This is a genomic window from Williamsia herbipolensis, from assembly GCF_000964005.1.
Taxonomy (GTDB): domain Bacteria; phylum Actinomycetota; class Actinomycetes; order Mycobacteriales; family Mycobacteriaceae; genus Williamsia_A; species Williamsia_A herbipolensis.
Window position 1 is genome coordinate 46,938 of record NZ_JXYP01000036.1, and the last position, 22,547, is coordinate 69,484.

General features: G+C 70.4%; 23 protein-coding genes. 5 read left to right on the forward strand and 18 right to left on the reverse strand.

The features are described from left to right. Position 1: 1 nt before the first annotated feature. The 9 genes from panC to ftsH form a co-directional block, all read right to left on the reverse strand. On the reverse strand, positions 2-970 hold the full coding sequence (gene panC / locus TU34_RS18630; RefSeq protein ID WP_045824409.1) for a pantoate--beta-alanine ligase: 969 nt from the start codon (positions 968-970) through the stop codon (positions 2-4). Beyond that, a complete protein-coding gene (locus TU34_RS18635; RefSeq protein WP_052689049.1) occupies positions 967-1,917 on the reverse strand; it encodes a Rossmann-like and DUF2520 domain-containing protein in 951 nt (316 codons plus the stop codon). The genes panC and TU34_RS18635 overlap by 4 nt, the downstream gene beginning before the upstream one ends. Positions 1,918-2,042: 125 nt before the next feature. Then, positions 2,043-3,128, reverse strand: coding sequence for a DUF6779 domain-containing protein (locus TU34_RS18640; RefSeq protein ID WP_045824513.1), 1,086 nt, complete (start codon positions 3,126-3,128; stop codon positions 2,043-2,045). A gap of 90 nt (positions 3,129-3,218) precedes the next feature. After that, positions 3,219-3,785 (reverse strand): DUF3180 domain-containing protein, encoded by a 567-nt coding sequence (locus tag TU34_RS18645; RefSeq protein WP_420835197.1) that lies wholly within the window; start codon positions 3,783-3,785, stop codon positions 3,219-3,221. Continuing rightward, the gene (gene folK / locus TU34_RS18650; RefSeq protein ID WP_045824411.1) at positions 3,755-4,291 is read right to left on the reverse strand and encodes a 2-amino-4-hydroxy-6-hydroxymethyldihydropteridine diphosphokinase; all 537 of its coding nucleotides are present in this window, start codon (positions 4,289-4,291) and stop codon (positions 3,755-3,757) included. Before folK ends, TU34_RS18645 begins: the two co-directional genes overlap by 31 nt. Next, positions 4,288-4,665, reverse strand: coding sequence for a dihydroneopterin aldolase (folB, locus tag TU34_RS18655; protein WP_045824515.1), 378 nt, complete (start codon positions 4,663-4,665; stop codon positions 4,288-4,290). The genes folK and folB overlap by 4 nt, the downstream gene beginning before the upstream one ends. Beyond that, positions 4,658-5,560 (reverse strand): dihydropteroate synthase, encoded by a 903-nt coding sequence (gene folP / locus TU34_RS18660; RefSeq protein WP_420835198.1) that lies wholly within the window; start codon positions 5,558-5,560, stop codon positions 4,658-4,660. The genes folB and folP overlap by 8 nt, the downstream gene beginning before the upstream one ends. A 52-nt stretch (positions 5,561-5,612) precedes the next feature. Beyond that, positions 5,613-6,227, reverse strand: a complete 615-nt coding sequence (gene folE / locus TU34_RS18665) for a GTP cyclohydrolase I FolE (protein ID WP_045824517.1) — start codon at positions 6,225-6,227, stop codon at positions 5,613-5,615. 101 nt (positions 6,228-6,328) lie between these two features. Then, the gene (gene ftsH / locus TU34_RS18670) at positions 6,329-8,740 is read right to left on the reverse strand and encodes an ATP-dependent zinc metalloprotease FtsH (protein WP_045824412.1); all 2,412 of its coding nucleotides are present in this window, start codon (positions 8,738-8,740) and stop codon (positions 6,329-6,331) included. A 193-nt stretch (positions 8,741-8,933) separates the two neighbouring features. Here ftsH and TU34_RS18675 point away from each other — a divergent pair, with 193 nt between their 5' ends. Further along, positions 8,934-10,052, forward strand: coding sequence for an isocitrate/isopropylmalate dehydrogenase family protein (locus tag TU34_RS18675; RefSeq protein ID WP_045824413.1), 1,119 nt, complete (start codon positions 8,934-8,936; stop codon positions 10,050-10,052). Beyond that, a complete protein-coding gene (locus TU34_RS18680; RefSeq protein ID WP_045824414.1) occupies positions 10,037-10,522 on the forward strand; it encodes a PPOX class F420-dependent oxidoreductase in 486 nt (161 codons plus the stop codon). The genes TU34_RS18675 and TU34_RS18680 overlap by 16 nt, the downstream gene beginning before the upstream one ends. 39 nt (positions 10,523-10,561) lie before the next feature. On the opposite strand, the gene bluB is transcribed toward TU34_RS18680, so the two are convergent. Genes bluB through hpt form a run of 3 tightly spaced genes read right to left on the reverse strand, consistent with a single transcriptional unit; the run spans position 10,562 to position 13,197 of the window. After that, positions 10,562-11,233 carry a 5,6-dimethylbenzimidazole synthase gene (bluB, locus tag TU34_RS18685; RefSeq protein ID WP_045824415.1) on the reverse strand — a complete coding sequence of 224 codons (672 nt, stop codon included), beginning with the start codon at positions 11,231-11,233 and terminating at the stop codon, positions 10,562-10,564. Further along, positions 11,230-12,603 (reverse strand): amidase, encoded by a 1,374-nt coding sequence (locus tag TU34_RS18690; protein ID WP_045824518.1) that lies wholly within the window; start codon positions 12,601-12,603, stop codon positions 11,230-11,232. The genes bluB and TU34_RS18690 overlap by 4 nt, the downstream gene beginning before the upstream one ends. Before the next feature lie 12 nt (positions 12,604-12,615). Then, positions 12,616-13,197, reverse strand: coding sequence for a hypoxanthine phosphoribosyltransferase (hpt, locus tag TU34_RS18695; protein WP_203225493.1), 582 nt, complete (start codon positions 13,195-13,197; stop codon positions 12,616-12,618). 309 nt (positions 13,198-13,506) lie between these two features. On the opposite strand from hpt, the gene TU34_RS22470 reads away from it, so the two are divergent. Continuing rightward, positions 13,507-14,148 (forward strand): DUF8020 domain-containing protein, encoded by a 642-nt coding sequence (locus tag TU34_RS22470; protein ID WP_150116604.1) that lies wholly within the window; start codon positions 13,507-13,509, stop codon positions 14,146-14,148. Positions 14,149-14,174: 26 nt separating this feature from the next. Here the strand turns inward: TU34_RS22470 and tilS are convergent, their stop codons facing one another. Genes tilS through dacB form a run of 3 tightly spaced genes read right to left on the reverse strand, consistent with a single transcriptional unit; the run spans position 14,175 to position 17,565 of the window. Next, entirely contained in the window at positions 14,175-15,137 is a 963-nt protein-coding gene (gene tilS, locus TU34_RS18705) for a tRNA lysidine(34) synthetase TilS (protein ID WP_045824416.1), read from the reverse strand. Beyond that, a complete protein-coding gene (locus tag TU34_RS18710; protein ID WP_238981377.1) occupies positions 15,116-16,192 on the reverse strand; it encodes a zinc-dependent metalloprotease in 1,077 nt (358 codons plus the stop codon). Before TU34_RS18710 ends, tilS begins: the two co-directional genes overlap by 22 nt. Continuing rightward, the gene (dacB, locus tag TU34_RS24375; protein ID WP_160298553.1) at positions 16,189-17,565 is read right to left on the reverse strand and encodes a D-alanyl-D-alanine carboxypeptidase/D-alanyl-D-alanine endopeptidase; all 1,377 of its coding nucleotides are present in this window, start codon (positions 17,563-17,565) and stop codon (positions 16,189-16,191) included. Before dacB ends, TU34_RS18710 begins: the two co-directional genes overlap by 4 nt. 182 nt (positions 17,566-17,747) lie before the next feature. Here dacB and TU34_RS18720 point away from each other — a divergent pair, with 182 nt between their 5' ends. Next, positions 17,748-18,260 carry an inorganic diphosphatase gene (locus TU34_RS18720; protein WP_045824417.1) on the forward strand — a complete coding sequence of 171 codons (513 nt, stop codon included), beginning with the start codon at positions 17,748-17,750 and terminating at the stop codon, positions 18,258-18,260. Positions 18,261-18,337: 77 nt separating this feature from the next. Here TU34_RS18720 and TU34_RS18725 read toward each other — a convergent pair whose 3' ends face one another. Then, complete coding sequence (locus TU34_RS18725; protein ID WP_082080429.1) at positions 18,338-20,233, reverse strand: MDR family MFS transporter; 1,896 nt, start codon at positions 20,231-20,233, stop codon at positions 18,338-18,340. A gap of 120 nt (positions 20,234-20,353) precedes the next feature. Next, positions 20,354-20,809 (reverse strand): MarR family winged helix-turn-helix transcriptional regulator, encoded by a 456-nt coding sequence (locus tag TU34_RS18730; protein WP_045824418.1) that lies wholly within the window; start codon positions 20,807-20,809, stop codon positions 20,354-20,356. 158 nt (positions 20,810-20,967) lie between these two features. Between TU34_RS18730 and alc the strand changes: the two genes are divergently transcribed. Then, positions 20,968-21,972, forward strand: coding sequence for an allantoicase (gene alc, locus TU34_RS18735; protein WP_045824524.1), 1,005 nt, complete (start codon positions 20,968-20,970; stop codon positions 21,970-21,972). Between the two features lie 99 nt (positions 21,973-22,071). Here the strand turns inward: alc and TU34_RS24585 are convergent, their stop codons facing one another. Continuing rightward, positions 22,072-22,479: a hypothetical protein gene (locus TU34_RS24585; protein WP_338063013.1), complete on the reverse strand. Its 408-nt coding sequence runs from the start codon at positions 22,477-22,479 to the stop codon at positions 22,072-22,074. Positions 22,480-22,547 lie beyond the last annotated feature (68 nt).

Sequence of the window (22,547 nt, forward strand, 5' to 3'; positions counted from 1 at the left end):
CTCAGTGCCCTTCCGGGTGATCGGCCGACACGGTGTCGGGGTCGCCGCTGCCGCGGTTGAGGAATCCGGTGCCGACCGCGACACCGACGTTGTCGAGGAGTCGGGTGGTCCCGACGCGGGCGGCCACGAGCAGTCGGCCGTCGCCGTGCTCGGGTGGCGGACCGAGGTCGACGCCGCGGACCTCGAGGTAGTCGACGTCGATATCGGGACGCTCGGCGAGCACGCCGCGGGCGGTGGACAGGATGGCCTCGACCCCACCGGCGGCCGCGTAGGCCCCGGCGACCAGGGCCGCCGACAGCGCCGTCGCCGATTCTCGTTGTGCGGGGGTGAGATAGCGGTTGCGGCTCGACATGGCCAGCCCGTCGGGTTCGCGCACCGTGGGCACCCCGACGATCGCGATGTCGAGGTTGAGGTCGGTGACCATCTGCCGCACCAGGACGAGCTGCTGGTAGTCCTTCTCGCCGAAGTAGGCGGCGTGCGGCGCGGCGATGGCGAGCAGTTTCGCGACGACGGTGAGCATGCCCGCGAAATGCGTGGGCCGGGAGGCGGCCTCGAGGTCGGCACCTGCCGGTCCGGGGTGCACGGTGGTGCGGGGGCCGTTGGGGTACATGTCGGCCGCGGTGGGCGCGAACAGCAGTTCCACACCCATCTCCTCGCAGATCGCGCGGTCGGCGTCGAAGGTGCGCGGGTAGGCGTCGAGATCCTCACCGACCCCGAACTGCAGGGGGTTGACGAAGATCGACACGATCACCACGGTCGGCCCCTGTGCCTTCGCCGCGCGGATGAGCTCGCGGTGGCCGGCGTGCAGGGCGCCCATGGTCGGCACCAGTACCACCCGTTTGCCGGTCGACCGCAGCGCCCGGCTGATCTGGGTGAGCGTCGCCGGGTCGCGGTGCACGGTGAGCGATCCCGCGACGTAGGGACGTCCGGGCGTCGTGGGGGCGGGTGGAGCGGGGTCGGGCGGGGTCACAGGTCACCTCGAGGTGGGGTCGAACCGGTCAGGACGTCGATCAACGCCGACGGGGCATCGGTGCGGGCGGCGTCGCGCAGCGACATGGCGCGGTAGGTCTCGGCGAGATCGGGATCGGCCGCGCCCAGGGCGGCGAGGTGCGCGGCGACGGCGGCGGCGTCCCCCCGGGCGACCGGTCCGGTGAGCGCCGACGGGCCGAGTTCGAGCACGTTGGCCAGCGCCGCCGACACCAGCGGACCGAGGATGCGCTCCGGCACGCCTGACGCGAGCGGATCGGAATCGATGGCGGAGAACCCCTCGCCGGCCGACTGCTCCAGGGCGATCCGCAGCGCGGCGACGGCGTCGGACACCAGCGCGACAACATGATTCGCGCCGTGGGCCAGCGCTGCGTGGTACAGCGGGCGGGCCTTCTCGGCGACGGCGACGGGTTCGCCGCCCATCTCCAGCACCAGGGAGGTCCCGACGGCGTGGCCGATCTCGTCGGCGGCGGTCACACCGAAGCAGGCCGAGCGGAGTCGGGTGATGTCGTCGTCGCTGTCGACGAAGGTCATCGCCGGGTGCAGGGCGAGCGGTGTGGCGCCGAGCGCGGTCAGGGGTTCGAGGATCGCGACGCCGCGCGCGCCGGCGGTGTGGGCGACGATCGTGCCCGGGCGGACCGCGCCCGATCGTGCGAGGTCGGCGATCACGGTCGGCAGGGCGGCGTCGGGCACGCTGACGATCAGCAGTTCACTGCGGGCCGCGACGGCGGCGAGGTCGAGGATCTGCGATTCGGGCAGGCGGCGGGCGGCGCGCGATCGCGACTGCGGTGACCGTGCGACCACCGCGCCGACCACGTGGTCGGCGCGTTCGAGGGCTGCACCGAGGGCGGTGCCCACCCGACCGGCCGACACGATCCCGACGGTGAGTCGGGCCGGCGCGGGCCAGTTGGCGATACCCGGTGAGGTCACCGATGTCCTCCGATGCTCGTTCCGGTCCCAGCCATCGGGTACCGGACGTTCCTGGGCGAGGATAGGTCGCCGATCACCTCAGCAGCCAACGCGTGTGATCGGGGTCACCGATGCGGCGGTGTCGTTCAGTCGCGACGACGGCGGCGGCCACCGGGGGTGGGCGCGCGGAACTGCTCGATGAGCTCCGACACCGACCGGCCGTTGGCGTGCGCGCCCGGCTCGGTCTCCGGTGCGCGGTGTCGGTCGCGACCGCGGGTCGACGCGGAGGTGTCCCACGCGGCGGTGGTGTCGGCGACGGCCTCGGGTTCGGGCTCCGCTTCCGTCTCGGGAGCGACGATCGGCTGGGGTTCGGGTTCCGGTGCGGACTCGGGGACCGATGCGGCGCCCGCGCCCGATCGACCGTGGCGGCCGCTGCTCGCGGCGGGGGTCTCGACCGGCGGGGTGGAGACCGGCGGCTCGGGATCGCGCGGCTCGGGTCGGCGCGGGGTCGCGACCGGCGAAGGCTCCGGAGCGGCGGCCGGCTCGGGTGTCACCGGCGCCGACGGGGCGGGGACCGACGGCGCGGGGGTGGCCCACTCGTCGGTCGGCGTCTCGTCGGTGAACACGGGAGCCTCGGTGAACGCAGGGGCCTCGGGTGATCGGGACGCGGGCGCCTCGGTGGGCGCGGTGCCCGCGAAGTCCCGCTCGGCCACGACGCTGTCGTCGAGGAGCGCGGTCGGTGGCCGGGGTCCGCGGGTGCGCTCGAGTTCGGGGTAGCGCTCCGTCGACAGCGCGACCCGCTGTTCGGGCAGTTCGCCGACCAGCAGCTCGAGGCTCGACCGCAACGCCGCGACCTGGGCCTGGAGCTCGTGGAGTTCCTCGTTGGTCTCGGCGCGCACCTCTTTGCGGATCTGGGCCTCGACGCCGAGTTCGTACTGCCGACGCGCGGTGATCTCGCGTTCGAGCTGCAACTCGTAGACCAGTCGCAGGTCGCGGGTCTTCGCCTCGGCCGAGTCGGCCTGGCGGCGGAACTTGGTCACCAGGATCGCCCCGATCACCGCTGCCCACAGCGCCGCGATGACCGCGAGGCTCGCGACGATGCTGCGGGTCGGGCTGAAGATCATCGCGACGCTCGCGCCGATGGCGAGGGCGAGCAGCAGACCGAGCAGGTACTGGGCCGGACCACGGCGCTGACGGCGTGCGTCGGCCTTGCGGCCACCGGAGGTCGTCATGGGCGTCAACATACCTGCGTTCGCGTGACGGTTGTGCGAGGTCGATCGGTGGTTCCCCGACCGAAGTTCACGAGGGGTCGTACCGGAGGGTCAGACCGCGGGTCCCGAGACGCCGGCGTCGGTGGGATCGTCGGGTGTCCGGCAGCAGTATTCGAGCCACAGGGCCGCCGCGCCGAGCGCCACGGCACCGATCAACCCGACGACCGCCGACGGGGTGTCGTGGTCGGCGGCCGAGGAATCGTTCTGCGCCAGCAGATATGCCAGCAGGCCGACCCACACGCCCAGCGCGAGTGCGGCCAGCAGCGCCGACGATTTGGCCAGCGCGAGCACGCGGGCGGCGGTGATCGGGTGCAGTTGTTCGCGGCTCGAGCCGACCTGTGCCCTCGCCACGCGGGATCGGACGACGAACGCGATCACCACCTCGAGGGCGGCGAGGACGTACAGGATCAGCCCGGCGAGCAGCGGCAGCGGAGGCAACTCGCCGTAGCTGACGCGGACCAGCAGCCACACGACGACCGCGACGACGGCGGCGACACCGAGCAGATCGCGGACGCGGGTCGGCTTGAGTCCGGGTTCGTCGGGGTCGTCACCGCGACGGTTGCCGCGCGGTCCGGGACCGCGGGTGGTCACGAGACACCCCGCACCGTCGTCGACCACGCCTCGACCTCACGGCGACGGACACCGTCGCGGTCGGCGGGATCGAGGGCGGCGACGAGGTCGCTCACCGCGCGTACACCGTCGGCGGTCCACAGTGTGGCGTCGGGATCGGCATCGAGCCACGGGACGAGCACGAACGCCCGCAGGTGTGCGCGCGGATGCGGGAGGGTCAACACGGGGTCGTCGCTGACGACGACGTCCCCGTCGACGCTCGCGGTGATGACGTCGACGTCGAGTGTGCGCGGCCCCCAACGCCTCTCGCGGGTGCGCTGGGCGGCGCGCTCCAGCGCGAACCCGGTCTCGAGCCAGTCGGCCGGTGAACGGTCCGGATCGTCCACCACGAGGACGGCGTTGTCGAAGTCGTCCTGGGCCACCGGACCCCACGGTGGGGTCGAGAACACCGCCGAGACCGCCAGGAGGTGATCGGCCACGTCGTCGCGGACCGACGTCAGCAGCTCGAGGCGGTCACCCATGTTCGAGCCGATCGACAGAACCGCCCGACTCATCGGTCCCCTCGCGGTGAGCGCGAACGCCGCGCGACGACGGCGACGTCGGCGAAGGTGAGCGGGATCGGCGCCGACGGCTTGTGCAGCGTGACCTCGCAGGCCGCCACCCGGTCGTCACGCATGATGTCCTCGGCGATCTCGGCGCTCACCGTCTCGATGAGGTCGCGCGGTTCGCCCGCGACGATGTCGTGGGCGCGCTGGGCGAGACCGCCGTAGTCGACGGTGTCGGCGAGGTCGTCGCTCGCGGCGGCCGGGCGCAGGTCGAGCCACAGCACGATGTCGACGACGAAATCCTGTCCGTCGCGACGCTCGTGGGCGAACACGCCGTGGTGACCGCGAACGGCCAACCCGCGCAATTCGATCCGGTCAGCCATCCACTCGCCCTCGCCGTCCACCGTCGTTCCATGCCGTCGCGACGGCGATGGCGTCGCGACTCGAGACCACATCGTGCACACGCACGCCCCACGCCCCGTTCATGGCGGCCAGTGCACTGATCGCCGCGGTGGCGACCTCACGACCGGCCGGCGGGCGGGGATCGGCGTCGCCGCCGAGCAGCGCACCGAGGAAACGCTTGCGCGATGCCCCGACGAGCACCGGGAACCCCAGACCGACCAGCGTCGGCAGGGCGTGCAGCAGGGCCCAGTTGTGTTCGGTGGCCTTGGCGAATCCGAGCCCGGGGTCGAGGATCACCGATCCCGGGTCGACGCCCGCCGACACCGCGGCGTCGACCTGGGAGAGCAGTTCGCCGCTGACCTCGGCGACCACGTCGCGGTAGCCGCCGACGTCGTCGACCCGGTGGGCGAAGCGTTGCTCACCGGTGCGGTCGCGCGCCGGTCGCCAGTGCATGAGGATCCACGGCACGCCCGCGTCGGCGACGACGCGCGCCATGTCGGGGTCGGCGCGGCCGCCGGACACGTCGTTGACGATCTGGGCGCCCGCCGCGACGGCCGCCTCGGCGACCGGGGCGTGCATCGTGTCGACGGAGACGACGATCCCGTCGGCCGACAACGCGCGGACCACGGGGACGACTCGGGCGATCTCGGTCTCGGGATCGATGCGGACGGCGCCCGGGCGGGTCGATTCCCCGCCGACGTCGACGAGGTCGGCACCCTCGTGGGTGAGGCGACGTCCGTGGGCGACGGCGGCGTCGATGTCGAGGTAGCGGCCGCCGTCGGAGAAGGAGTCCGCGGTGACGTTCAGGACACCGATCACCCGGGTCCGACCGCCGGTGGTGGCGATGGACGCACGACGTGCGGGCTCCGGTGACACCCGGTCAGCGTAGGCGAGGGACACCGTCGTGCGGCTCGGTGGGACCGGGGAGCTAGCGCACCGCGGAGCGGCGTGCGATCAGGTCGAGTGCCTCGCCGCGGCTCACCGCGCTCGTCTTGAAGATCCCGCGGACCGCGGAGGTGGTCGTCGAGGCGCCGGGCTTGCGGATGCCGCGCATCGCCATGCAGAGGTGCTCGGCCTCGATGACGACGATCACCCCGCGCGGATCGAGTTTGCGGACGAGGGCGTCGGCGATCTGGGTGGTGAGGCGTTCCTGCACCTGCGGGCGCTTGGCGTAGAGGTCGACCACGCGCGCGAGTTTCGACAGGCCGGTGACCTGTCCGTCCTTGCCGGGGATGTACCCGACGTGCGCGACACCGTGGAACGACACGAGGTGGTGTTCGCAGGTCGAGTACATCGGGATGTCCTTGACGAGGACCAGCTCGTCGTGACCGACGTCGAAGGTGGTCGCGAGCACCTCGTCGGGTTCGACGTGCAGACCGCCGAACATCTCCTGGTACGCCCGCGCGACCCGCGCCGGCGTCTCCTTCAGACCGTCCCGGTCGGGATCCTCACCGATGGCGACGAGCAGTTCACGCACCGCCGCCTCGGCGCGGGGCTGGTCGAAAGGTGCGATGGCAGCACGGTTCTCTTCGGTTCTGGTCATCAGGAGCTCGCTCTTCTGTGAGTGCCCGGGGTGAGAGTGTTCGGGTGAGGGGTGGATGTGCGATGCGTCGCCGGCCACGGTGGGCCGACGACGCATGACGGTCATCGCGGCGGCTGGGATCCGTTGCCGTCGCGCGGGGGCCAGCCGGGAGCCGACCAACCGTCCGGGGCGCCGTAGTCGGGACGCGTCCCGCCATTGGGGTGGTCCGGGCGAGTTCCGCCGTTCGGGCCGGTGTCCGGCGCGGGGTAACCCGGGTTCTGCTGGCGCGGAACGGGTTGCGGCTCGGGCTGGTGACCGGGATTGCCGTATCCGGGTCCCTGGTAGCCGGGGGCGGGATAGCCCTGCGGGTACCCGGGGTAGGCCTGACCCTGCCCGTGGGGCTGGGGCTGACCGTTCGGCTGTGGCTGGCCGTATCCGTTCGGGCCGTAGCCGTTCGGAGCGTTCTGCCCGTAGCCGTTCGGCGCGTGACCGCCACCGTTGTGGCCATTGCCGTTCTGTCCGTTGCCGTTGTGCCCGTTGCCGTTGTAGCCGTTCGGCGCGTAGCCGGCGGCGACCGGCTCCTTGCGGAGATCGGGGGCGGGCTCGGGCGGCCACGGCTCGCCGCGTTCGATGGCGAGTTCGCCCGGCGTCTTCACCGGCGGCTTGTCGCTGGGCGTGCGGTCGCCGAACTCGTTGAACGTGGTGATGCGCGGACGCTTCTCGACGTTCGAGAAGATGACCTCGAGGTCCTTGCGGGTCAGCGTCTCGCGCTCGAGGAGCTGGGTCGCCAGCTCGTCGAGGGTGTCGCGGTACTCGTTGAGGATCGCCCACGCCTCGGTGTGTGCGGCCTCGATGAGACGGCGGACCTCGTCGTCGATCTCGGCGGCGACCTCCGAGGAGTAGTCGCTCTGCGCGCCCATCGAGCGGCCGAGGAACGGGTCGCCCTGCTCCTGGCCGTAGCGGACGGCACCGAGCTTCGCGCTCATGCCGTACTCGGTGACCATCGCACGGGCGATCTTCGTCGCCTGGTCGATGTCGGACGAGGCGCCGGTGGCCGGCTCGTGGAACACGAGTTCCTCGGCGGCACGGCCACCCATCGCCATCACGAGGCGCGCGATCATCTCCGAGCGCGTCATGAGGTCCTTGTCCTGCTCGGGCACGGCCAGCGCGTGACCGCCGGTGCGTCCGCGGGCGAGGATGGTGACCTTGTAGATCGGGTCGAGATCGGGCATCGCCCACGCGGCGAGGGTGTGCCCGCCCTCGTGGTAGGCCACGATCTTCTTCTCCTGCTCGCTGATGATGCGGCTCTTGCGACGCGGTCCGCCGACGACGCGATCGACCGACTCCTCGAGCAGCTCGGCGGTGATCGTGGTGCGGTTCTCGCGAGCGGCGAGCAGGGCCGACTCGTTGATGACGTTGGCCAGGTCGGCACCGGACATGCCCGGGGTCCGCTTGGCGAGGCCGTCGAGATCGGCGTCGGGGTCGATCGGCTTGCCCGCGGCGTGCACCTTGAGGATCGCCTTGCGGCCGGCGATGTCGGGGTTGCCGACGGGGATCTGTCGGTCGAAGCGACCGGGACGCAGCAGGGCCGGGTCAAGGATGTCGGGGCGGTTGGTCGCGGCGATGAGGATGACGCCGGAGCGCTCCCCGAAGCCGTCCATCTCGACGAGCAACTGGTTGAGGGTCTGCTCGCGCTCGTCGTGTCCACCGCCGAGGCCGGCGCCGCGCTGGCGGCCGACGGCGTCGATCTCGTCGACGAAGATGATGCAGGGGCTGTTGTTCTTGGCCTGTTCGAACAGGTCACGGACGCGCGATGCACCGACGCCGACGAACATCTCGACGAAGTCCGAGCCGGAGATCGTGAAGAAGGGGACGCCCGCCTCGCCGGCGACGGCGCGCGCGAGAAGCGTCTTGCCGGTACCGGGAGGGCCGTAGAGCAGCACGCCGCGCGGGATCTTCGCGCCGAGGGCCTGGTAGCGCGCGGGGTTCTGCAGGAAGTCCTTGATCTCGTAGAGCTCCTCGACCGCCTCGTCGGAACCGGCGACGTCGGCGAACGTGGTCTTCGGGTGGTCCTTCGAGAGCTGCTTGGCCTTGGACTTGCCGAAGCCCATGACCCCGCCCTTGCCGCCCCCTTGCATGCGGCTCATCACGAAGAAGAAGAGGCCGAACAGGATCAGCATCGGGAGGATGAAGATCAGGATCTGCCAGAGGGCCGATTCCTGGGTGACGTTGGTCTGGTACTTCGCACCGGACTCGCGGACGGAGTCGAAGACGAACTCGCTCCCCCGTGCCGGGTACTTGGCGCTGATCTTGGTGGTGCCGTCGACCGGGTCGCGGAGTTCGAGACGGAGCTGCTGCTCACGGTCGTCGATCTCGACGTTCGACACGTTCTTCGTGTTCAGCTGGGTGAGGGCGACAGACGTGTCCACGCTCTTGTACTCGCGATCACCGTCGCGCAGGAAGGTCCACCCCCAGATCGCGAGCACGATGACGGCGACGATGGCCAAATTGCGGAATACAGTCTTACGGTTCATCACGTCCCAGCCGGCGCCGGCGCGTCCCTTCGATGTAGGTACACCTGAACTGTCAGGCTACCTGTCAACGTCGCGGCACGACGCAGCGTTCCCGGACGACGGTACGACCTTCCGGCGAAGCGGACTCGCAGGTCAGCGGTCGACCGCGGCACCCACAGAGCCCATCGGGCCGACCGGAGGAGACCCACCACCCATGACCGGACGCCGCATCGACGTGGTGACGATCCCCGGCGACGGCATCGGCCCCGACCTCCTCGCCGGCGCCGTCGCGGTGATGCGCGCGGCGGCCGGACAGGTGGGCGTCGCCCTCGACATCGAGACCATCGACGCAGGTGCGAAGGTGTTTTCGGCGACCGGCTCGGCTTTCCCCGCCGATCGTCTCGATCGGCTGCGCGCCGCCGACGGCGTGCTGAAGGGGCCGGTCGGGCTGCCCGAGGTGCGCCACCCCGACGGCACCGAGGCGGGCGTGCTCGGCGGGATCCTGCGCACCGGACTCGACACCTACGCCAACGTGCGGCCGGTGCGGCTGCTGCCCGGGATCGCGGGCGCGACCCGGCATGCACCCGGTGAGATCGATTACGTCATCGTGCGCGAGAACACCGAGGGGCTCTACCTCTCGCGCGGCAACGGCGCCGCCACCGCCGAGGCCGCCGTCGACCAGTTGATGGTGACCCGGGTCGGGGTCGAACGCGTCGCGCGGTTCGCGTTCGAGCTCGCCCGCACCCGCGCCGGTGCACCCTCCGACGGCGTGCGCCGGGTGACCTGTGTCGACAAGAGCAACGTGCTGCGCAGCTACGCGCTGTTCCGGTCGGTGTTCGACGAGGTGGCCGAGCAGTACCCCGACATCGCCGCCGAGCACCTCTACGCCGACGCCGCCGCCCACGACCTCGTGGTGCGCCCCGGGCGGTTCGACGTCCTGGTGATGGAGAACTTCCTCGGCGACATCCTCAGCGATCTCGGCGCGGGAACGGTCGGCGGTCTGGGGATGTGCGCATCGGGCAACATCGGCGAGCACGCCGCCTACTTCGAACCGATCCACGGCAGCGCCCCCGACATCGCCGGCACCGACCGCGCCAACCCGATCTCGCAGATCCTCAGCGCCGCACTGCTGTTCGACCACGCCGGCGTCGGTGACGCCGGCGATCTGATCCGGACCGCCGTCGTCGGGGCGCTGGGCGAGGCGACGCTGCGGATCGGTTCCGACGGATGCCCGGTGGGCGGGACCGCCGCGGCGGTCGCCGAGATCGTGCGCCGCATCGACGCGGCGAGGGTCGCGCCGGCCGCTACCGTGGTGTCGTGGCCAGAAACATAGCGACCAACGACCGCGTCGAGCTCGACGAACTGCTCGACTTCGTCCGCACCCGACACAACCTGATCCTCACGACGACCCGCTCGGACGGCACCCCGCAGATGTCGCCGGTGACCGGCGGTGTCGACGCCGAGGGACGCATCGTCATCTCGACCTATCCGGGCCGGGCGAAGACCCGCAACGCCGAGAAGCACCCGGAGGTGTCGGTGCTCGTCCTCTCGGCCGAGTTCAACGACGCCTGGGTACAGGTCGACGGGACCGCCGAGGTGCTGCACCAGCCCGAGTCGCTCGAAGGACTCGTGGAGTACTTCCGGTCGATCTCCGGGGAACACCCCGACTGGGACGAGTACCGGGCGGCGATGGCGACGCAGAACAAGTCGCTCATCCGGGTCACCCCCACCCGCTGGGGCCCCATCGCGACCGGCGGCTTCCCCCAGGAGGTCGCCGACAAGCTGGACGCCCAGGACTCCTGACCCCGCCCGAGCCGCGTCTGGGTGCCCGATCGACGGGGTTCACCGCCCGGTCGGCGGGGTGGGCCAGCGGTCGGTGAAGAGGAGGTCGTCGAGGGGGCGTTCGGTCGCCCATCCGGTCTCGACGAGCATCGGGCGTTCGTAGAATTCCTCGACCGGTCCCAGACACAGGATCGCGACGGGCTCGGCACCCTCGGGGAACCCGAGGAGATCGCCGAGTGCGGCCGGGTCGAACAGCGACACCCAGCCCATCCCGTACCCCTCGGCGCGCGCGGCGAGCCACAGGTTCTGGATCGCACACGACACCGACGCGAGATCCATCTGCGGCATCGTGCGGCGACCGAACACGTGCCGTTCGCGGTGGTCACCGAGCGCGACGACGAGCACCTCGGCGGCCTCGGATATGCCCTCCACCTTCAGCGCCATGAAATCGTCGGACCGTTCCCCCAGCGCGTCGGCGGTGCGGATCCGCTCGTCCTCCACCAGGTCGCGGATCGACGCGCGGACCTGCGCGTCGGCGATGCGCACGAATCGCCACGGCTGCATCAGCCCGACGCTGGGCGCGTGGTGCGCGGCCGCCAGCAACCTCCCCAACACGTCGTCGGGCACGACACCACCCGCGAAATGCCGGATGTCACGGCGCTTCTCGATCACCCGGTAGACCGCGTCGCGGTCGGCGGGCGGGAACCGATCGCACGGTCCGGGAGCGGTCACAGCCCGTCGAAGCCGGGTGCGATACGGGGCCACGGTCGGGCCTGTTCGATCTGCGCGGCGAGTCCCAGCAGGGTCGCCTCGCTGCCCGGTCGGCCGAAGACCTGCACGGCCATCGGTGTCTTCGACGCCGGGTGCACACCGAACGGCACCGACATCGCCGGCCACCCCAGCAGGTTGATCAGTCCGGCGAACGGCGCGTAGCCGATGTTGGCGTACATGTTCGCGAGCCAGCCGCGCTCACTCCACCGCGCGGCGTCGATCGGCGGCCGCGCGAGCATGGGGGTCATCGCCACGTCGGCGCCGGCGGTGTCGAGGTAGCGCTCCACGCGGGCCACGGTCGCGGACTTCTGCTGCTCGGTGACGAGTCCGCGCCGGTTCACGACGCGCCCCAACGCCGTGTGCCGGCGGCTGCGCTTCTGCAACTTGCGCAGATCACCACCGTGCCCGGCGATGTCGTCGGCATCGGCGGCCGCGCCGCCCACCCACCGCAGCATCAGCGGAGCGGGGTTCGTCGGATAGGGCAGATCGGCGGCGCTGATGTGGTGGCCGATCTCTGCGGCGACCTGCGACGCCGCGGTCAGTGTGGCGGCCCAGTGCGGGTCGGTCGATCCGATCGCGAGGGGGAAGTTGTCGGCCACCACGATGCGCAGCGCGGAGGCGTTCGACCCGGTCGCGGCGGTGGCCAGGGACATGTCGTCGGCCATCACCGCGAGCATCAGTCCGGCATCGGCGACGGTGGTGGCGAGCGGGCCGTTCTCGGCCATGCCGTACCAACCGTTGCCGCCGCCCTGAGGCGGGACGACGCCCGAGCCGGGTTTGATGCCGAACAGTCCGCAATCGGCGGCGGGGATGCGGATCGACCCGAGACCGTCGTTGCCGTGCGCCAGCAGCACCTGCCCGCTGGCGACCGCGGCGGCCGAGCCGCCCGACGATCCGCCCGCGGTGAGGTTGCGGTTCCACGGGTTGCGGGTGATCCGATCGGGGCTGTCGGTCGCGCCGAACAGACACAGTTCGGGCACCGCGGTGATCCCGACGACCACCGCACCGGCGGCGGTCAGCCTCGACACGATCGCGTGGTCGGCCGGTTGCGGATCGTGCACGGTGGCGCGGGATCCGATGGTCATCGGCTCACCGGCGACGGCGACGTTGTCCTTGATCGCGATCGGTACGCCGGCCAGCGGCAGCGACCCGAGGTCGGTACGTCGGGAGAGTGCGGCGGCCTCGGCGCGGGCGGCGTCGGCGCGCACCCGGACGAAGGCGCCGACGTCGGAGTCGCGGGCCGAGATCCGCGCCAGCGCGTCGTCGACGGCCTGCTCCGGACGGACCCGACCGGCGGCGACGTCGGCGGCGAGATCGATCGCGGTCGTCATGGCCGTGACCACTCAGCCCTGGTAGACGTTCGGGTTCAACCGGCCGATGTAGGGCAGGTCGCGGTAGCGCTCGGCGCAATCGAGTCCGTAGCCGACGACGAACTCGTTCGGGATGTCGAAACCGACCTCGGCGATCTCGACGTCGCGGCGCACGGCGTCGGGCTTGCGGAGGAGCGTGCACACGGCGATCGACTTCGGGTGCCGTGCGCTGAGGTTCTTCAGCAACCACGAGAGGGTGAGGCCCGAATCGATGATGTCCTCGACGATGAGGACGTCGCGGCCGGCGATGTCGCGGTCGAGGTCCTTGAGGATCCGCACCACACCCGACGACGACGTCGCCGAGCCGTACGAGCTGACGGCCATGAACTCCATCTGCGACGGGATCGGGAGTGCACGTGCGAAATCGGTCATGAACATGATGGCGCCCTTGAGGACCCCGATGAGGACCAGGTCGTCGTCGATGTCGGGGTACCGGGCGGCGATCGCCTGCGCCAGCTCGTGGGTGCGTTCGGCGATCTGCGCCTCGCTGATCACCACGGCCTCGATGTCGTCGCCGTAGGGATCAATCCCGTAGCGGTCACGGTTCTCGGTCACCCGTCAGCCCTCTCGCCCTCGGCGCGCTTCTCGCCGTCTGCGCGTTCGACAGACAGCTTGTCACGTCGTGCCGTGAGAGCTGCAGACGAGGCCGGATAGTGGATAAGCTGCCCATCACGAGATGATCACGAGCAAAATTCGGGTTGGTACAACAACGTGAATTTGCTGGCGCTAATATCGAATTTCTCCGACACCCCGGACGAACGCACGAGAACGCCGCTTTCGCGAGATACCTCAACGGAGAGAACGAGAGATCGACACCGGAACACGTGTCGACCGAACGCTCGACAAGTGAACGGATGCACGGCCATGAAGATCAGAACCGCACTCGTCTCCGCAGCGGTGACCGTCGCCTCGGTGGCCGCGCTCACCACCGGTGCGCAGGCGTCGGCAGCCCCCGCGGCCGCGCCCACCGTGAATGTCGCGATCGCCAAGCAGTCGGTGTCGCTCACCGCGGTCAACGGATCGTTCCGTTCCAGCGACAAGAACCTCGAGGTCCTCGATGGACAGGGTCGCGTCGCGCGGACGCTCCCGCTGAACCTGGTCCTCGACAACGTGTCGACCCCCGTGAAGACGTCCATCACGGGTCGCACCGCCACCCTCACGCCGCAGATCGGGCGGATCGAGGCGAACACCTACTTCACCGATCCCCCTCGCACCCGCAAGCAGCGAGACGATCAGGCACTACAGACGCTCGGTGACAACCTCGGGGTCGCGACCGGTGTCGGCGCACTGGTCGGCACGATCATCGGGGCGGGCCTGGGTTGCGTGATCCTGATTGCGACCGGTTGCCTTCCCGGCCTCGTCACCGGCGCCGGTATCGGTGGCACCATCGGCACCATCAGCGCCGGCGGCCCGGTCCTGATCGGCAACATCAACGAGTACTTCAAGACGATCCGTTCCCCGTTCGTCCCGCCGAAGCCGGCCCCGAAGCCTGCTCCGGCGCGCTGACCGGGCACTCCCGCTGAGCGGACTCCTCAGCGGGGCGTTGTCGTCACGGTCAGCTCGACACCGTCGGCGACGACGTTGAGTCGATGCCCGCTGTCGCCGCCGATGGCGACCGCGGCGTGCGGGCGAGGGTCGAAGACGAGGTCGTCCACGGCCAGGATCAGTCGTTCCGTCGGTTCGGTCGCACCGACCGAGATCATCCATCGGCGCACCACCCTGCGCCGTATCGCCGCCGGTAGCGCCGCCAACACCGTGCGGTCGAGGCCGTTCGTGCCGCCACCTGCGTCGACGTCGTCGGCGAGGGCGTCGAGCACCTCGGCGTCCTCGCGGAGGCGGCGTGCGGTGCGTGCCAACGCGGGCGCCACACCCCCACCGAGGATGTCCTCGAGCACCGGGATCACCTCGGCGCGTAGCCGCGCACGGGCGAAGCGGGGGTCGGTGTTGTGGGGGTCGTGCCAGGGTTCGAGGCCGAGTTCGTCGCAGGCGGCGTGGGTGACCGACCGGCGAAGGGCGAGGAGCGGTCGACCCCAGGGCGGCGCCCACGCGACCATGCCCGCGATCGAGCGGGGCCCCGAACCGCGGCCGAGGCCCAGCAGCACCGTCTCGGCCTGATCGTCGAGGGTGTGCGCCAGCAGTACCGGCGCGCCGTCACGGGCGTCGGCGAGGGCGCCGTGGCGCGCGCGGCGGGCCGCACCCTCCGGGCCGCCCCTGGTCGACACCGACACCCCGATCACCTGCGCCCGGGCACCGAGCCCGCGCGCCTGATCGGCGGCACGCTCGGCCACTGCGCGTGAATCACGCTGCAGCCCATGGTCGATGACGAGGGCGGTCACGGCCAATCCCGCCGCGACCGCACCGGCGGTCAGCGCCAACGAGTCGGCGCCACCGGAGAGACCGACGCAGACCTCGTCGCCGATCGGGTGGCTGTCCGCGAGATCGACGACAGCGCCGGCGATCTCGCGGAGCGGGCTCACAGGACCCGGTCGATCCATCGTCTCGGCTCGTCGATCTCCTCGGGGAGCGGCATGGTGTCCGGTCCGGTCCAGATCGCGTTGAAGCGCTCCATACCGACGGTCGTGACGACCTCGTCGGTGAACGCCTTGCCCCGGATGTACTGCGCGAGTTTGGCGTCCATGCCGATGAGTGACCGCAGCAGCTTCTGCAGCGGGTTCTGGGGACGTTTGCGGCGCTGGTCGAACGCCGCGCGGATGCGTTCCACGGTGGGCACGTGGCCCGGTCCGACGGCGTCCATCACGTGGTCGGCGTGCCCCTCGAGAAGGGTTCCCAGCATCATCAGCCGGGTGAAGGCGTCGTACTGCTCGGGCGTCTGCAGCAGCTGCATCGCACCGAGAACGCCCTTCTCCCGGGGCTTCTCGGACTTCAATGCCGCCGAGATGCGCGCGACCATCTCGCCGCCCGACTCCCCGTTGTCGGCGCTGATGAGCGCGATGTTGTCGAGCATGTAACCGCGCAACCAGGGGTTGGCCGAGAACTGGACCCGGTGGGTGACCTCGTGCAGGCACACCCACAGCCGGAAGTCCGACGGCACCACCTTCAGCGAGCGTTCGACGGCGATGATGTTGGGCGTCACCAACATCAGCACGCCGTCGTCGCCGGTGCGCGGGTCCGGGGAGAAGGGGTCGTACTGGCCGAGTATCGCCCCCGACAGCAGCGCGAGCAGGCCACCCGCCTGCACCCCGCCGAGACGGCCCGCGATGTTCAGACCGCCTGGCGATCCGGGCTGACCACCCCCGAGCATCGACGACATCGACCTGGCGGCGGCGTCGATCCACTGCCCGCGATCGAGCACCGACGCCGTCGGGACGGGCAGGCCGTCGGCGAGACCGGTCACCTCACGCACCGGGGCCTCGGCGGCGACGGCGGCCGAGGCGAGCTCCGACCGCGCCGCCTCGAGGGTGTAGCGCGTGGTCAGCGGGCCCGGGCGGGCGATGCGGCGACCGATCCCCGCGGCCACGCCCCAGTCGATCTGCGCGCCGGGCGGCCGGGCATCGGGCGACTCGGCGCCGGACGTGCCGGGGGTGCTCACCGGCAGCCGCAGTCGCGCAGGCGGGTCACGACGGCGTCGAGGGCCGGGCGGGCCCGGTTCGCGTCGGTCCCGTTGGACAGCAGGGCGAAGGTGAGCACGCGGTTCTCCCGGGTCTGGACGATGCCGGCGAGGGTGTTCACGTCGGTGAGGCTGCCGGTCTTGGCCTTGATCCATCCGGCACCCGACCGGGCGCCGTTGCCGAAGCGGTCGGCGAGCGTGCCGGTGGCGCCGGAGATGGGCAGCATCTCGACCAGCGGTCGCAGTTTCGCGTTGCCGGTGCCCGCGGCCGCACGCAGGATGCCGTCGAGCACCGCGGCCGAGAGGCGGTCACGGACCGACAGTCCGTTGGTGTCGCTCAGCGAGACCCCGGCGGTGTCGAGTCCGGCCGAGGCCAGGGTCGACTGCACGGCGGCGACACCGCCGTCGAGGCTCGAGGGTCCGCCGGTGGCCTGGGCGACCTCGATGGCGATGGTCTCGGCGAGCACGTCGTCGGAGTCGACGAGCATGTCGCGCAGTCGCGTCTCGAGCGGCGCCGAGCGCACCGAGGCGATCTGTCGGGCACCGGTCGGGGCGGTCGCCTCGGTGACCGCGCTGCTGGACACACCGAGGTCGGCGGCGAGCGCCTTGCCCGCGGCGACGGCCGGGGTCGCGCTGCGCGGGGAGTAGAGCTCGGTCGGGTCGATGCGTCCCGAATCGGCCATCACCGACTGGATCGGCGCGATGCTGCCGCCGGCGATGTCGGCGGTCTCCCACGACGGCGCGAACGACGTCCCGGTGTAGAGGCCGGTGTCGACGGCGACCGAGGTGACCCGGACGCCTGATCTCTGGATCTGCGCGGCGAGGTCGGAGATGCGGGCGGCGTCGGTGAAGAAGCTCGCGGTGCCGTCGGGCTGCACCGACAGCGTCGGATCACCACCGCCGACGAGCACCACCTGACCACCCGACCCCACCACGACCGACGTGGTGATCTGCTTGTCGAGCGGAAGGGTCAGCAGCGCGGCGGCCGCGGTGAGGACCTTCGTGGTGGAGGCGGGGATGAACGACCGCTGCGGTGACGCCGACCAGAGCACCTGACCGGTGAGTGCGTCGGAGATCTGACCGCCGAGGTCCCCGAGTGCCGGGTCGGCCGCGGCCGACGCGATCTGGGCGGTGATGCCGGTGCCGGTGGGTTCGGGCGCGTTGGCCGCGACCGGCTGCACCACGGGCGAGACCGTGACCAGCGCGGGACGGGTGGGGACGTCGGCCGAGGACGTGGTGCTGCCGGAGTCGACCGACAGCGCGACCACGACGACCACCGCTGCGACGACGACCACGGCCAGCAGAGGGATCACCGTCCACCAGACGTTGCCGCGCCTGCCCGCTCGTGCGTTCACACAACTCCTCATCGCGTCTCGCGGGCGACACCGCTCCCCACGGCCGATCCCGCCCTCGCCACACCTGCGACCAACAGTATCGTTGTCGACGTTTGCAGACGCCGGTCGACAGTGGGCCGGGTCCGCGCGCAGCGCAATCCGCCGGAACCGACCGGCGATCCCCACCGGAGAGGACACCAGTCGTGGAGTTCGACGTCACCATCGAGATCCCCAAGGGCGCACGCAACAAGTACGAGGTCGATCACGAGACCGGCAAGGTCTATCTCGATCGCTACCTGTACACCGCGTTCGGCTACCCCGCGGATTACGGCTACATCGACAACACCCTGGGCGAGGACGGCGACCCGCTCGACGCGCTCGTGCTGCTGCCCGAGTCGGTCTACCCCGGCGTGATCGTGCGCGCGCGCATCGTCGGGATGTACCGCATGTCCGACGAGGCCGGCGGCGACGACAAGCTGCTCGCCGTCCCCGCCAAGGACGTCCGCTGGGATCACATCCAGGACATCGGCGACGTCTCGAAGTACGAGCTCGACGCGATCGCGCACTTCTTCGAGCACTACAAGGACCTCGAGCCCGGCAAAGAAGTCACCCCGGGTGGCTGGACCGGCCGCGCCGACGCCGAGAAGATCGCCGAGGAGGCCATCGCGCGCCTGGCCGAGCAGCCCGATCACGCGAACGACCCCTCGCGCGGCTGACACCGTCCCCATCCACGACTCGACCCCGACACTCGCGTGAGTGTCGGGGACGAGTCGTCTGTGCGAAGCGGGGCCGGTCAGGCCTCGTGCCGACCGGAGTGGTCGGTCCCGCCCAGCGGCGGCACGTTGTCGGCGCCGGGCGCGCGTCCCACCTCGTGGCGGCCCGGTCCGGCCGCGTCGGCCTCGTGGCGACCGTGGTCGGCGGCCGGTACCGCGGCGACCACCGATTCCGCCGGTGAGACCTCCACCGGCGCGGACTCGGCGTCGAGCGCCTTGGCGTCGGCGAGATCCTGTGCGGCGGCCTGCGATCCGGAACCCGACCGCAGCGGCACCTCTTTCCAGGTGAACACCGCGATGAGCGCGATGATCGACATCAACGACACCGACAGGAACACCAGGTCCATCGAGTCGGCGAAGCCGTCCTTGATGGGCGCTGCGATCGCGCCCGGCAGCTTGGCGATGATCGAGGTGTCGTTGAGGACCCCACCCGAGGCGCCGGCGTTGCCCGACGCGAGGCCCTGACCGAACTGCGCGACCGACGGGTCGGAGCTGGCGGCGGCCTGGGCGATGCCCTGACGGAACTCGGCCGACGGCGCCGCCTTCTCGATCTGATCCTTGATGTTCGGGCCCATCGCCGAGAACAACACGGAGAAGAACACCGCCACACCGAGCGTGCCGCCGATCTGACGGAAGAACGTCGCCGACGACGTCGAGATACCCATGTCCTTGGCGGGCAACACGTTCTGCATCGCCAGGGTCAGCGGCTGCATCAGGTTGCCGAGACCGAAGCCGAGGAAGAACGCCATCAGCATCACGAGCCACAGCGGCGTGGCGACGCTGACGTAGTGCATCAGGAACGTGACCACCGTGATCAACACGACGCCGATCATCGGGAAGATCTTGTAGCGGCCGGTCCGCGAGATCGTCTGGCCCGAGAGGATGGACGCGCTCATCAGGCCGACCACCATCGGCAGCAGCTGCAGCCCGGCGACGGTCGGGCTCGACCCGCGGATCACCTGGAAGTACTGCGGCAGAATCGAGATGGCGCCGAACATGACCGCACCGATGACCACCGAGATGACGATGCCCTGACTGAAGATGCGGTTCTTGAACACCCGGAGCGGGATGATCGCGGCCTCGCCCATGGCCTTCTCGACCGAGATGAACGCGGCGATGCCGACGACGCCGATGATGTAGCAGACGACGGTCTTGTAGTCGCCCCAACCCCATTCGCGTCCCTGCTCGGCGGCGATCAGTAGCGGCACCACGCCGATGGCGAGAGCCAGTGCGCCCCACCAGTCCAACCGGCGACGCTCACCCTTGATCTGGTTGTAGTCGAGGACCTTGAACACCACGACGAGCGCGATGAGACCGATCGGCACGTTGACGAGGAACACCCAGCGCCAGCCGGTGATGAACAGGATGCTGTCCTGGCCGGCGAACAGGCCGCCGAGCACCGGGCCGAGCACGCTGGAGGTGCCGAACACGGCGAGGAAGTAGCCCTGGTACTTCGCGCGTTCCCGCGGGGGCACGATGTCGCCGATGATGGTCAGCGCCAACGAGAACAGACCACCGGCACCGAGACCCTGCAGGGCGCGGTATCCGGCGAGCTCGTACATCGACGTCGCCGTGGAACACAGAAGCGAACCGATGATGAACAGCGTGATCGCGGTCATGAAGAACGGCTTGCGGCCGTACATGTCGGAGAGCTTGCCGTAGAGCGGGGTGACGATCGTCGAGGTGATCAGGTAAGCGGTGGTGACCCACGCCTGCAGTGAATACCCCTGGAGGTCGTCGGCGATCGTGCGGATCGCGGTCGAGACGATCGTCTGGTCGAGCGCGGCGAGGAACATGCCGATCATCAGTCCACCCATGATGGTGAGGATCTGACGATGGCTCAGCCCACCGGGTTCGGTGGCGTCGGCTGCGCCCGCCTTCGGCTTGGTGCCGGAGATGGCTGCGTCGTGACTCATCGTGATGCCTTTGCGTGTCGTGACCGTGCAGCGAGATCGTCTGTCGTGTCGTGAATGTCGGAATCTGTGGTGGTCGGGGTCGGGTCGTCGGCGTGTGCGCCAACAGAGATGATGCGTTCATCATCGACCTGACCGGCCGGCGAATTGTTCGGCTGCATCGACGAAACGCGTCATGAGGGTCGCGAGATTCCCGATGTCCCCGTCGGAGAACTCGCCGAGCATGGAGTCCATGCCGCGCATCCGGTGTTCCCGAACCGCCTCGACCTGTCGACGCCCCGAGTCGGTGAGGACCAGGATCGTGGCGCGGCCGTCGCGAGGGTCGGCCTCACGCCGGACGTATCCGAGCCCGACCAGCGAGGCGATGTGCCTGCTGACCGTGGAGGGATCGGCGAAGAGCCGCTCGGCCAGTTCACCGGAGCGCAGTGGGCCGACGGCGAGTTCGAACAGGCACTGGAACGCCGCGGTCTCCACCGTGCCGTCGGCTGTCCTGAGCTTGGTGACGACGAGACGCTCGCGGATGCGGGCCCACCGACCCAACACCGCGATCAGCTCGTCCACATTCTCGGGACGGGACATACTTCTCACCTCAAAAGAGTTTCATGCCGCAACTACTTGAACGATACAAGTATGCCAACGTGCGGCGGACTGCGCAAACGAGCTGCCGACGCCGTCCGGGTCGGGAAGTAATCTTGGCGCTCGTGACCGACTCCACACCCCCTGCCGCGTTCACCGCGATGCCCGATCTCGCCCTGCGCAGCCTCGGCGGCGCCGTGATCACCAGCACCGACGCCCTGTTCGCCGAGGCGGAGAACCTGATCGTCCCGGCGTCGTCGGAGTACCGGCCCGCGACCTTCGGGCACACGGGTCAGATCTACGACGGTTGGGAGACGCGACGACGTCGACCGGGCGGCTTCACGCCCGACGACCCCTCCGCGGTCGACCGCGCCATCGTGCGACTCGGTGTGCCCGGTGTGATCCACGGTGTCGTGGTGGACACCTCGTGGTTCGTGGGCAACTTCCCGCCGACGGTGTCGGTGGAGGCCGCCGTCGTCACCGGCTTACCGCCCGCACACGAGGTCGTCGACGCGGACTGGCAGACCATCGTCGAGCGGCAGCCGGTCGCCGGCGACACGGCCAACCCGATCGAGGTCACCTCCCGCGACCGGTTCACCCACGTGCGGCTGTCGATCTACCCCGACGGCGGCGTCGCCCGACTGCGCGTCCACGGACGCGGTGTCCCCGATCCGCAGTTCCTCGACCACGGACCGTTCGACCTCGCTGCACTCGAGAACGGCGCCCGGATCAGCGCATGCTCGAACATGTTCTACGGCTCACCGAACAACCTGCTGATGCCCGGTGGGGCCCGCTCGATGGGCGAGGGATGGGAGACCTCCCGGCGTCGCGACGACGGCAACGACTGGGTCGAGATCGACCTCGCGTCCCAGGGCGTGGTCTCGCTCGTCGAACTCGACACCAGCTGGTTCCTCGGCAACGCCCCCGGGGAGGCCAGGGTGCGCGGGCGCGACGGGGCCGACGGCGAGTGGTTCGAGATCCTCCCCCGCACCCCGCTGCAACCCGACACCCGACACCGCTTCACCGTCGTCGTCGATCGCCCGATGACGCAGGCGCGCATGGACATCCACCCCGACGGGGGCATGGCGCGGTGTCGGCTGTACGGCACCGCCACCGACGGCGGCCGCGCCGACCTGCAGCGCCGATGGGACCACGGGGAGAGCTGATCGCGACCTTCTGTCCGCATGCCGGCGGATCGTTCGCACGCTTCGGTGTCGTTCGCACCCTTCGCACGTGGTGCGAACAGCGCGAGAGCGTGCGAACGGTCAGATACGGTGCGAGCGGTAGGCGGCCTGGACGGTCTGTTCGAACAGGACCGCGATGGTCACCGGACCCACGCCGCCGGGCACCGGGGTGAGCAGGCGCGCGCGGCGAGCCGCCGAGGTCTCGTCGACGTCGCCGACATTGCCGGGGTTGTAGCCCGCATCGACGACCACGGCACCGGGTTTGACCCACTCGCCACGGATCAGCCGTGGCGAGCCCGCAGCAGCCACCACGATGTCAGCACATGCGACGTGCTCGGCGAGATCGCTGGTCCTCGAATGGCATACGGCGACGGTCGCATCGTGACCGAGGAGCATCATCGCCGCCGGCCGCCCGAGGATCGGGCTGCGACCAACCACCACGGCATGACCCCCGGCAACATCGACGTCGTACGCCTCGAGCAGTCGCATGATCGCCCCCGGCGCACGAGGCGAACCCGCTGCACCCCAGCGCCATTGCGCCGAACGATCCTGTGGTC

Bases quoted from the DNA above. Each gene is read 5' to 3' on its own strand.
- folB (WP_045824515.1), bottom strand. From the start codon at position 4,665: ATGGCTGACCGGATCGAATTGCGCGGGTTGGCCGTTCGCGGTCACCAC.
- TU34_RS18675 (WP_045824413.1), top strand. From the start codon at position 8,934: ATGACCGGACGCCGCATCGACGTGGTGACGATCCCCGGCGACGGCATC.
- alc (WP_045824524.1), top strand. From the start codon at position 20,968: ATGCCCGATCTCGCCCTGCGCAGCCTCGGCGGCGCCGTGATCACCAGC.
- tilS (WP_045824416.1), bottom strand. From the start codon at position 15,137: ATGGATCGACCGGGTCCTGTGAGCCCGCTCCGCGAGATCGCCGGCGCT.
- TU34_RS18730 (WP_045824418.1), bottom strand. From the start codon at position 20,809: ATGTCCCGTCCCGAGAATGTGGACGAGCTGATCGCGGTGTTGGGTCGG.
- TU34_RS18690 (WP_045824518.1), bottom strand. From the start codon at position 12,603: ATGACGACCGCGATCGATCTCGCCGCCGACGTCGCCGCCGGTCGGGTC.
- TU34_RS24585 (WP_338063013.1), bottom strand. From the start codon at position 22,479: ATGCGACTGCTCGAGGCGTACGACGTCGATGTTGCCGGGGGTCATGCC.
- TU34_RS18725 (WP_082080429.1), bottom strand. From the start codon at position 20,233: ATGAGTCACGACGCAGCCATCTCCGGCACCAAGCCGAAGGCGGGCGCA.
- ftsH (WP_045824412.1), bottom strand. From the start codon at position 8,740: ATGAACCGTAAGACTGTATTCCGCAATTTGGCCATCGTCGCCGTCATC.
- folK (WP_045824411.1), bottom strand. From the start codon at position 4,291: ATGAGTCGGGCGGTTCTGTCGATCGGCTCGAACATGGGTGACCGCCTC.
- folE (WP_045824517.1), bottom strand. From the start codon at position 6,227: ATGACCAGAACCGAAGAGAACCGTGCTGCCATCGCACCTTTCGACCAG.
- TU34_RS22470 (WP_150116604.1), top strand. From the start codon at position 13,507: ATGAAGATCAGAACCGCACTCGTCTCCGCAGCGGTGACCGTCGCCTCG.
- TU34_RS18640 (WP_045824513.1), bottom strand. From the start codon at position 3,128: ATGACGACCTCCGGTGGCCGCAAGGCCGACGCACGCCGTCAGCGCCGT.